Origin of the sequence: Streptomyces sp. NPDC059002, from assembly GCF_042740435.1 — a bacterium.
In the GTDB taxonomy this organism is placed as follows: Bacteria; Actinomycetota; Actinomycetes; order Streptomycetales; family Streptomycetaceae; genus Streptomyces.
The window spans coordinates 1-9,587 of sequence record NZ_JBHYJI010000114.1 but is presented as its reverse complement, the minus strand read 5'-3'; the positions used below and the strand labels follow the sequence as shown (position 1 = coordinate 9,587).

Sequence of the window (9,587 nt, the reverse complement as noted above, 5' to 3'; positions counted from 1 at the left end):
CCTCGCCGTCACGCTGGAGTTCCTCGGCCCGCTGACCGTGGCCCTCGCGGGCGCGGGGGGGCGGGGCGGGGGCGTCGCCCCCCCGGCCCCGGCCGGCGCGCGCCCCCGGGGGTGTCCCCGGGGGGCCTCGCGGGACCGTCGGCCGGATCAGGACCTCTGATCGGTCCTGGGCCGATGCGACCTGGGCCGATCAGACCTGGGCACGGTCCTCGACGACCTTGGCGATCTTGGCGATCGCCTCGTCGGCCGGGATGCCGTTCTCCTGCGATCCGTCGCGGTAGCGGAAGGAGACGGCGCCGTTGGCCATGTCCTCGTCGCCCGCGATGATCATGAAGGGGACCTTGGCCTTCTGGGCGTTGCGGATCTTCTTCTGCATACGGTCCGAGGAGGCGTCCACCTCGACGCGCAGCCCCTGCTCCTTCGCCTTGGCGGCGAACTCCTGGAGGTAGGGCACGTGCGCGTCACCGATCGGGATGCCGGTCGCCTGCACGGGGGCCAGCCACACCGGGAAGGCGCCCGCGTAGTGCTCGAGGAGCACCGCGAAGAACCGCTCGATGGAGCCGAAGAGCGCCCGGTGGATCATGACCGGCTGCTGCTTGGTGCCGTCCGACGCGGTGTACTCGAGGCCGAACCGCTTGGGCTGCTGGAAGTCGACCTGGATGGTCGACATCTGCCAGGACCGGCCGATCGCGTCCTTGGCCTGCACGGAGATCTTCGGGCCGTAGTAGGCGGCGCCGCCCGGGTCCGGGACCAGCGGCAGGTCCTGCTTGGCGGCCGCCTGGCGCAGCGCCTCGGTGGCCTCCTCCCACTCCGCGTCCTCGCCGATGAACTTGTCGGACTCGGGGTCGCGGGTGGAGAGCTCCAGCTCGAACTCGTTCAGGCCGTAGTCGCGCAGCAGGTCGAGGACGAAGGTGAGCAGCGAGTCGAGCTCGCCCGCCATCTGCTCCTTGGTGCAGTAGATGTGCGAGTCGTCCTGGGTGAAGCCGCGCGAGCGGGTCAGGCCGTGCACGACGCCGGACTTCTCGTAGCGGTAGACCGTGCCGAACTCGAAGAGCCGCAGCGGCAGTTCGCGGTAGGAGCGGCCGCGCGCCTTGAAGATGAGGTTGTGCATCGGGCAGTTCATCGCCTTGAGGCGGTAGTTCTGCTCGTCGAACTCGATGGCAGGGAACATGCCGTCCGAGTAGTTCGGCAGGTGGCCCGAGATCTCGAAGAGGCGCTCCTTCGAGATGTGCGGGGTGTTCACGAACTCGTAGCCCGTGTCCTCGTGCCGCTTGCGGGAGTAGGTCTCCATCTCCTTGCGGATCACGCCGCCCTTGGGGTGGAAGACCGCGAGGCCCGGGCCCAGCTCCTCGGGGAAGGAGAAGAGGTCGAGCTCGGCGCCGAGCTTGCGGTGGTCGCGCTTCTCGGCCTCGGCGAGGAACTCCAGGTGCGCCTTCAGCTCGTCCTTGGACGGCCATGCGGTGCCGTAGATGCGCTGGAGCTGCGGGTTCTTCTCGCTGCCTCGCCAGTAGGCGGCGGCGGAGCGCATCAGCTTGAACGCGGGGATGTTCCGGGTGGTGGGCAGGTGGGGACCGCGGCAGAGGTCCTTCCAGCACAGCTCGCCGGTCTTCGCGTCGAGGTTGTCGTAGATGGTCAGCTCGCCGGAGCCCACCTCGGCGTCGGCGCCGTCGGCGGCCTGCGCGGCATTGCCCTTGAGGCCGATGAGCTCCAGCTTGTACGGCTCGCCGGACAGCTCCTCGCGGGCGTCGTCGTCCGTGGTGACGCGGCGCGAGAACTTCTGGCCGCGCTTCTGGATCTCCTGCATCTTCTTCTCGATGCGCTTGAGGTCCTCGGGCGTGAACGGCTCGGCGACGTCGAAGTCGTAGTAGAAGCCGTCCCGGATGGGCGGGCCGATGCCCAGCTTGGCCTCGGGGAAGAGCTCCTGCACGGCCTGCGCCATGACGTGCGCGGTGGAGTGGCGCAGGATGTTCAGGCCGTCCTCGGAGGAGATCTCGACGGGCTCGATCTCGTCGCCGTCGGCCACGGCGTACGCGAGGTCCTTCAGCTCGCCGGCCACACGGGCGGCGACGACGGTGCGCTCGCCGGGGAAGAGCTCGGCGGCCGTAGTGCCCGTCGTCACCACGCGTTCTTCCCGCTCGGAATCGCGTTGGATGATCACACGGACGTCTGACACCGGTCTCTCCTACCTGAAGGGGGCTGCGCCGCTTTCTCTCGCGCGTGCGCAAGGGGAATCGTACCGAGCCGCTGCCCCCTGTCGCGAAACGGATATCCCCGCCCCCGCGGATCAGGGGCCCGCCCCGCCCCGGAAGCCCCGTCCCCTCACTCCCCGCTGCACGCCTCCTCGAAGAAGTCGAGGTTCTCCTGGAGCGACTTCATGAGCCGGTCCCGCTCCGCCTCGTCCACCTGCACGGGCACCACCCCGGTCGCCCCGGTGAGCCTGCGGAACCCGCCCCTGCTCTCCAGGCGCCCGTGCACCCGGATCGGCAGACCGACCAGGTGCGCATGGCCCGCTATGCGGTACGACTCCTCGTCCAGCGTCATCCGTACGTGCGGCACCTCGGCCCCCGCGATCACCCGGATCCGCACCGTGCCGTCGCCGCGCGGCGCCGACCTGCGCATCCGCACCACGGCCCCGGTGATCCGCACCGGCACCGACGGCTCGTCGCGCAGATAGCGGGCGCCCGCCTCGCGCAGGACGGCCAGGTCGCCCGGCGAGAACTCCACGGGCTCCGCGGTCGCCGCGCACCCCTCGGGCACCCCGGCGCCGGGCGCCCACTCCACCCCGATCCGCGCCCCTTCCGTGCCCCGCACCAGCGCCACGATCGCCTCGGTCAGCTCATGGCTGACGCCCGCCTCGACCGCCCCGTCGAAGGCGTCCATGCCACCGGTCGCCCGCTGGTAGTCGACGGCCTCACGGGCGGCGTACAGCGCCTGGTGCAGCCGGACCGCGAGCGGCCGCCCGGTCAGGACGGGCACGAACGCGGTGAGCTGCCGCCCGCCGGTCGCGGGGCCCACCAGGACGTTCTCCAGGGAGGCGGTGGCGGGCCCGCGGTGCCGCGCCCCGTAGTACCCGGCGCGGCCGCGCGCGGCGAGCGCCCCGGCGAGCAGCATCTGCCGTGCGGCGGAGCGCAGTTGCTCCTCCACCGGCCAGGTCGCGGCGCCCGCGGGTCCCATCGGGACATCGCGCCACCAGCGGATCTCGTCGCTGGGCACGGCGAGCCCGACCAGCACGTCGCGGGCCGCGGGCGACGGGCTGCGGGTCAGGGCGACGAGGGCCTCGCCGATCAGGTCCTCGCAGTCGGGGAAGGCCCGGCTCTCCGGCACGAGCAGGCTGGTGCCGGAGCCACCGGGTCCCGGCGGCGTCCACCGGGCGTAGCGTCCCGCGGCTCCCCCGCGCCGCTGCCAGCCGTGCCGGTGCAGCAGCGCGCCGAGCACGGCGGGGTCGACGAGGGCGGGCTCGGGCGGGTCCGTCCACCGGGCCGCGACCGGCGCGGGGTGCGGGCGGACGGCAGGTACCGGCTCGTCGGAGCCGAAGGGGCGGTGCATCACGGTCTCCCTCCCGTACCGACCCGCGTCATGATCTCGCAGAGCGCGCGGTCGTCGAAGATCCGCGAGGTCGGGACGCGCACGGTGGTCCTGCTCCGGCCGGTCACGGCGTGCCCGGCGAGATTGGTCCAGTAGCAGCAGTGCCGCAGGTCGAGCCGGTCGTGCCCGGCGCGCAGCCAGTCGTCCTGGGACCGGGGCACGATCATCACGACCAGGATCTTGTGGACCGAGACCGGGGTGCGGGCGAGCTTCTCCAGGTGGGCGTTGTCGAGCGTGAAGGAGAAGGCGGGCCCCGCCGGGTTCGGCGGTATCTGGTACGTGCACTTGAGCTGGACCTTGATGGTGACCTCGTCGTCGACCGTGTGCCCGGGGGCGCTGTGGCTGACGTGCCAGTCGATGCCGTTGTCCGGAAAGGGCTGGGAGAGCGAGCACCCCGCGGCGGCCGCGACGGCGTGCAGATAGCCCACCTGAAGCGTCTCCATACAGGCGGTGGTGGCGAGTGTGCCGCGCGGCGGTGCGATCCGCTCGGGCAGCAGCCCACCCTGTTCGGGCTGCGCGAGCGACATGTCCAACTAGCCTTCCGAACCCGGTAGTTCCCCGCTCGGGCCGTCGATGTCAAGGCCCCGTACCTCTGTTGTCTCCGGCCCGCGTACAGCGCAAACGGCCCGGGTATCACCAGCGTGGGCAGGGACCGACGTCATCTGCCGGAACTGAACGAGGAGTTGCGTCACCATGACGTGCTGGTACGAGGGGCCGTTGGCCGCATTCGACACGGAGACCACGGGCGTCGACGTCGAGACCGACCGGATCGTGTCGGCCGCCGTCGTCGTCCAGCAGGGCGCGGGCACCCGTCCGCGCATCACCCGCTGGCTGGTGAATCCGGGCGTACCGGTGCCCGAAGAAGCCACGGCGGTACACGGCCTGACGGAGGATCATCTGCAGCGCAACGGCCGCTGGCCCGCGCCCGTGATGGAGGAGATAGCCCGGGATCTGGCCGAGCAGGGCGCGGCGGGCCGACCGATCGTGGTGATGAACGCGCCGTTCGATCTGACCATCCTGGACCGGGAGTTGCGCAGGCACCGCGCCTCGTCCCTGAGCCGCTACATGGAGGGCTCGCCCCTCTGCGTGATCGACCCGCGGGTCCTCGACAAGCATCTGGACCGCTACCGCAAGGGCCGGCGCACGCTCACCGATCTGTGCGCGCACTACGAGGTGGAGCTGTCGGACGCGCACGACGCCGCGGCGGACGCGCAGGCCGCCCTCGATGTCGTACGCGCGGTGGGGCGTCGCTTCGCCGCGCGCCTCGAGCGGCTCTCGCCGGCCGAACTGCACACGCTGCAGGCCGTCTGGCACGCGGCTCAGGCACGCGGCCTGCAGGCCTGGTTCGCCAAGAGCGGCACGCCGGAAGTGGTGGATCCGGCATGGCCGCTGCGTCCCGAACTCCCCGCGGCGGCGTGAGAGCCGGGGGCGCGAGAAGCGGTCGCGAAGTGATCGCGAAGCCGTCGAGGCAAGAAAAAACCGGTCCGTCTGTGACGGACCGGCATTCTCCGGGTGGGCGATACTGGGTTCGAACCAGTGACCTCTTCGGTGTGAACGAAGCGCTCTCCCACTGAGCTAATCGCCCGGGAACGCACTGAACAATACAGGTCCGGGCGCCTTTCCTTCAAACCGCTGTCAGCCGGGCCGCGAGCCCCCGCCTCCCCGCCCGCATCATCAGGGCGTGGTTCAACAGGAACAGGGGCCGCCCGGGGACGGCGAAGCGCCGCATCAGCGGTCGGCGCACCTCGACTTCCTGCTCGTAGACGGCCCGCGTTCCCCCGGGCCTCGCGGTGACCGTCCAGCGTGTCCAGCCGTCCAGATCCCCGGTCATGACGATCTCCAGGACCCCGGCCGCGGGATCGCGCCGCCGCTCCTCGGCGGTGACGACCAGGTCGTACGGAAGGAAGGACCTGAAGCGCGCGACGCCGCTGCGGTCGTCGACGGGTGTCACCTCGCGCACCTGCGGCCACCACAGCGGATAGTCCTCGGCCCGTTCGAGGACGGCGTAGACGTCGGCGGGCGCGCCGGGCAGATCCCAGACGCTGCGGAAGCGGTAGCGGCACCAGTCCATGACGGCAGTCTGCCCATCCCGTACGCAATCTGAGTACGACCTGAGTATCCGCACCGATGCCGTGCGACGTGCCGCGGACCACACTCGCCTGACATGACGAACCTTCCGCCACCCGCCGAGGAGCTCCGCATCCTCGACTGGGAGTTGCGCCAACTGGAGGCGCGCAGGACGCAGTTGCTGCAGCGCCGGGCCTGGCTGCTCGGTGCCCTGCGCGCGGCGGGCCCGGCCGGGCAGCCCCCTCGCCCGGCCGGGCCGCCCGCCCCCGAGGCCACGCCGCCCAGCGTGCAGAACGTCCTGCTGACCCTCGGCGGCGTACTCCTGACCATCGCGGCGATCGCCTTCACGGTGGTGAGCTGGGGGCACTTGGGCATCGGCGGCCGCAGTGCGGTGCTCGGCGCGGTGACCCTGGCGGCGCTCGGCGTGCCCGCGCTGCTGCTGCGCAGGTCGCTGCGGTCGACGGCGGAGACGGTGGCGGCCCTCGGCCTCGCCCTGACCGTCCTCGACGCATACGCGCTGCGCCATCTGGCGTTTCCCGACGCGGCGGCGCTCGGCTTCGCGGCGGTGACGTCCGCGCTGCTCGCCACGGTGTGGGCCGGGTACGGCCTGCTCGTCCGCGAGCTGCGCCTCCCGCTGCCGACGGCCGTGGCGACGGCCCAACTCCCGCTGGTCCTCTGGGCGGGGGCCGCGGACGCGGGCGACCACACGATGACGGCGGCGCTGCTCGTGACGGCGGCCTTCGACACCGCGCTCGCGCTGTGGGTCACCGCCGGGTCCGTCCGCGTCACCGCCACGGTCGGCGCCTGCACGCTCGGCCTGTGGGGTGCGGCGAGCGCGGCCTGGCTGTCCGCGCAGGCCACGGACCCGGCGGGCGCGGCGCGCGCGGGTGCGCTGCTGCTCTTCGCCGCGGCGATCGCCCTGGTGGCGGCGTGGCGGTCGCCCCTCGCGCAGATCGCGACCGGCGCCGCGGGCGCCGGTGGCCTGCTCGTGGTGGCCGCGTCCGGCGGCGTGCTGCGGACGGCGCTGCCCGCCGCGTGGACGGTACCGACCCATCTGGCGTGCGGCATCGCGCTGTTGGCGATCGTGCGCGAGCCGCTCCCGCTTCCCGTACGACGCGGGATCGCCTGGGCGTCGGCCGCGGTCCAGGGCCTCGCGGCGCTGTGGGCGCTGCCCGCCGCGACGCTGGCCCTGCTCGGCCCGGTCGGCTGGGCCACCCGTACCTGGTCGGGCGCGCCGCAGGACGCACGTGACGCCCTGCTCATCGAACTCCCCACGGCGTACCCGGCCCTGACACCCCTGGTGCTCGCCGCCGTCGCCGCGGTGTGCGTGGCCACGGCGGACCGGCTCGGCGCCACGACGCGCCGCACGGCCCGGTACGGCGCACTGGCCCTCGTCTGGGCCGCCGCACTGGCCCTGCCGCCCGCACTCCATCTGCCGTACGCCGCAGGGGTGTCGGCCCACCTCCTGATGACGGCGGCCGCGCTGCTCATCGCGGTACGTGCCGCGCCCGCCGGCACGGCCCTCGCCATGGCGGGCCTCGCGCTCGCGTCGTCGGTGTGCGTCGCGTTCCTCTCCCTGGCCACCCAGGCCGCGACCCTCGGCACGCTCGCCGTTCTGACGGCTCTCTTCCTCGCCGCCTGCGCCGCGACGGCACGCCGCACGGAGCCCGCCCCCGGCGCGGCGGCCCTCACCGTCTGCGCGACCCTCACGTACGCCACCGCTCTCAGCTGCGCCGCGGGCGCCGCCGGGGGCCTGCGGCAGGACCACATCGGACTGCTGGCCCTCACCGTGCCCGCGCTGGCGGCGCTCGCCGCGGCCCGCCTCGGCCAACATCCCCTGACGCAGCCCGTCGAGATCATGGCGGCCGCGGCGGGCGCGCTCGCCCTCACCCTGACCGCGACCCACGCCCCCACCCTGGCGCTGGCTCTCGGCATCGGCGGGCTCATCGCCTCGGGCACCGCGCTCCGCGCCGACCGCCGCCCTGTCGGGTACGCGGCCGCCGTCCTGCTGGTCCTGGCGAGCTGGGTCAGGCTCGCCGCCTGGGACGTGTCGACTCCGGAGGCGTACGCCCTGCCCGTGACCGTCCCCGCGCTGCTCCTCGGCGCCCTCCGCAGGCGCCGCGACCCGGAGGTCACCTCCTGGGCGGCGTACGGCCCCGGTCTCGCGGCGACCCTGCTGCCGAGCCTCGCCGCGGCCTGGAGCGATCCGCACTGGCAACGCCCGCTGCTGCTCGGCCTCTCCGCCCTCGCGGTCACGCTGGTGGGCGCCCGGCACCGCCTGCGGACACCGCTGGCCCTCGGCGGTACGGTCCTCGCCCTCGACGCCCTGCACGAATTGGCGCCGTACCTCGTCCAGGTCGTGGGCGCCCTGCCCCGCTGGCTGCCGCCCGCTCTCGCGGGTCTGCTGCTGCTCGCACTGGGCGCGACTTACGAACAACGCCTGCGCGACGCGCGCCGGTTCCGGAATGTACTGAACCGAATGCACTGAATGTCTGTGGCGACTTAGTGACCGCCCGTCATATGTGGACCCGTCAATTCCCCTGAAAGGCACGGGAATACGAGAACGGCCCGGAGGCTCTAAAGCCTCCGGGCCGCAATCCGGGGTGGGCGATACTGGGTTCGAACCAGTGACCTCTTCGGTGTGAACGAAGCGCTCTCCCACTGAGCTAATCGCCCCGGGCGCATGGAGAACATTACCGCATGTCAGCGGGTGCCTCCGACCACCCCGGAGTCACCCTCGGGTCACTCCTTGATCTTCCACGGCATCGTGATGCCGAACTTCCACACATAGACCGCGACGAGCACCGCGACGATGACCAGGCCGATCGTCGTCAGGATGATGTTCCGGCGGCGCACCTTGGGGTCGAGCGCACGCTGCGCGGCCTCGGTGACCTTGCGCTTGGTCCAGCGAAGCACCAGCTGGGCCCAGACGAACTCGGTCGCCCAGATCGCCATGCCGCCGAAGATCACCAGCCAGCCGGGACCCGGCAGCGGCAGCATGATGATGCCCGCGACGACCACCGCGAGACCCACGATGAAGACGCCCACCTGCCAGCTCAGATGCAGCACGCGGCGGGACTGGATGTACTGCGGCGCCCGCGACCCGAGCGGCTGCTCGGCCTGCGCGTCCGGCTGCTCGTCCTGTGTGCCGACGGTCGGTTCCGCGACCTTCGCAGGCTCGTTACTCCCCGTATTCATGCAGCCAAACCTTACCGGACGGAAACCCGTCACCGGAATGGGTGCACACACGCAAGGGACAACCCGCCATACGAGCTACCTAAAGACACGCAAAACCCTCAGAGGGGTTTACAACGGCACCGTAGGTGGCATGTCGATTTCGCCGACGTGCGAATCCCCGAGCGCACACTGAGCGAAAGGCCCTGGCGCTTATGAACACCACGGTCAGCTGCGAGCTGCACCTGCGCCTCGTTGTGTCGAGCGAGTCCTCACTGCCTGTACCCGCAGGACTGCGGTATGACACGGCCGATCCCTATGCCGTGCACGCCACCTTCCACACCGGAGCCGAGGAAACCGTCGAGTGGGTGTTCGCCCGCGACCTCCTCGCCGAGGGCCTGCACCGGCCCACCGGTACCGGCGACGTCCGAGTCTGGCCGTCCCGGAGCCACGGTCAGGGCGTTGTCTGCATCGCCCTGAGCTCCCCGGAGGGTGAGGCTCTGCTCGAGGCCCCGGCGCGGGCTCTGGAGTCCTTCCTGAAGAGAACCGACGCGGCAGTGCCGCCCGGTACCGAACACCGTCACTTCGATCTCGACACGGAGCTCTCGCACATCCTGGCCGAAAGCTAGCGCCAGGCGCTGTCGGGAGCCGCTCGACGCCGTCCGACTCGGGGCGACGGCGCACGGGCGTGCGACGGACGCGACACAACGACACAAGGCGAACAGAGCAGGCACCGGCGCCGTCGCCGCGGATTTCCCGCG

The 9,587-nt window shown here is 72.0% G+C and carries 8 protein-coding genes and 2 tRNA genes; 3 read left to right on the top strand and 7 right to left on the bottom strand.

Features of this window, described 5'->3' with window-relative positions; translation table 11 throughout:
- Positions 1-190: 190 nt before the first annotated feature.
- From thrS to ACFWZ2_RS42765, 3 genes are all read right to left on the bottom strand, one after another.
- Positions 191-2,173, bottom strand: a complete 1,983-nt coding sequence (gene thrS / locus ACFWZ2_RS42775) for a threonine--tRNA ligase (RefSeq protein ID WP_384555220.1) — start codon at positions 2,171-2,173, stop codon at positions 191-193.
- A gap of 146 nt (positions 2,174-2,319) precedes the next feature.
- A complete protein-coding gene (locus ACFWZ2_RS42770; protein ID WP_384555219.1) occupies positions 2,320-3,549 on the bottom strand; it encodes a hypothetical protein in 1,230 nt (409 codons plus the stop codon).
- Positions 3,546-4,112, bottom strand: a complete 567-nt coding sequence (locus ACFWZ2_RS42765) for a DUF4365 domain-containing protein (protein WP_384555218.1) — start codon at positions 4,110-4,112, stop codon at positions 3,546-3,548. The genes ACFWZ2_RS42770 and ACFWZ2_RS42765 overlap by 4 nt, the downstream gene beginning before the upstream one ends.
- A gap of 166 nt (positions 4,113-4,278) precedes the next feature.
- On the opposite strand from ACFWZ2_RS42765, the gene ACFWZ2_RS42760 reads away from it, so the two are divergent.
- Positions 4,279-5,004 carry a 3'-5' exonuclease gene (locus tag ACFWZ2_RS42760; RefSeq protein ID WP_384555217.1) on the top strand — a complete coding sequence of 242 codons (726 nt, stop codon included), beginning with the start codon at positions 4,279-4,281 and terminating at the stop codon, positions 5,002-5,004.
- A 94-nt stretch (positions 5,005-5,098) separates the two neighbouring features.
- Here ACFWZ2_RS42760 and ACFWZ2_RS42755 read toward each other — a convergent pair.
- Positions 5,099-5,170: transfer RNA gene (locus tag ACFWZ2_RS42755), tRNA-Val, on the bottom strand.
- A gap of 39 nt (positions 5,171-5,209) precedes the next feature.
- Complete coding sequence (locus ACFWZ2_RS42750) at positions 5,210-5,656, bottom strand: SRPBCC family protein (RefSeq protein WP_384555216.1); 447 nt, start codon at positions 5,654-5,656, stop codon at positions 5,210-5,212.
- Between the two features lie 93 nt (positions 5,657-5,749).
- Here ACFWZ2_RS42750 and ACFWZ2_RS42745 point away from each other — a divergent pair, with 93 nt between their 5' ends.
- Complete coding sequence (locus ACFWZ2_RS42745) at positions 5,750-8,140, top strand: SCO7613 C-terminal domain-containing membrane protein (protein ID WP_384555215.1); 2,391 nt, start codon at positions 5,750-5,752, stop codon at positions 8,138-8,140.
- Between the two features lie 116 nt (positions 8,141-8,256).
- On the opposite strand, the gene ACFWZ2_RS42740 is transcribed toward ACFWZ2_RS42745, so the two are convergent.
- Together ACFWZ2_RS42740 and ACFWZ2_RS42735 are read right to left on the bottom strand one after the other, a co-directional pair.
- A tRNA-Val gene (locus tag ACFWZ2_RS42740) sits at positions 8,257-8,328 on the bottom strand.
- A gap of 66 nt (positions 8,329-8,394) precedes the next feature.
- Positions 8,395-8,850, bottom strand: coding sequence for a TIGR02611 family protein (locus tag ACFWZ2_RS42735; protein WP_384555214.1), 456 nt, complete (start codon positions 8,848-8,850; stop codon positions 8,395-8,397).
- A 191-nt stretch (positions 8,851-9,041) separates the two neighbouring features.
- On the opposite strand from ACFWZ2_RS42735, the gene ACFWZ2_RS42730 reads away from it, so the two are divergent.
- On the top strand, positions 9,042-9,455 hold the full coding sequence (locus tag ACFWZ2_RS42730) for an SsgA family sporulation/cell division regulator (RefSeq protein WP_003959770.1): 414 nt from the start codon (positions 9,042-9,044) through the stop codon (positions 9,453-9,455).
- Positions 9,456-9,587: the final 132 nt, after the last annotated feature.

What these genes read in the sequence shown, in the direction of transcription:
- ACFWZ2_RS42765 (WP_384555218.1), bottom strand. Translation starts at nt 4,112, where the DNA reads ATGTCGCTCGCGCAGCCCGAACAGGGTGGGCTGCTGCCCGAGCGGATC.
- ACFWZ2_RS42760 (WP_384555217.1), top strand. Translation starts at nt 4,279, where the DNA reads ATGACGTGCTGGTACGAGGGGCCGTTGGCCGCATTCGACACGGAGACC.
- ACFWZ2_RS42750 (WP_384555216.1), bottom strand. Translation starts at nt 5,656, where the DNA reads ATGGACTGGTGCCGCTACCGCTTCCGCAGCGTCTGGGATCTGCCCGGC.
- ACFWZ2_RS42745 (WP_384555215.1), top strand. Translation starts at nt 5,750, where the DNA reads ATGACGAACCTTCCGCCACCCGCCGAGGAGCTCCGCATCCTCGACTGG.
- ACFWZ2_RS42735 (WP_384555214.1), bottom strand. Translation starts at nt 8,850, where the DNA reads ATGAATACGGGGAGTAACGAGCCTGCGAAGGTCGCGGAACCGACCGTC.
- ACFWZ2_RS42730 (WP_003959770.1), top strand. Translation starts at nt 9,042, where the DNA reads ATGAACACCACGGTCAGCTGCGAGCTGCACCTGCGCCTCGTTGTGTCG.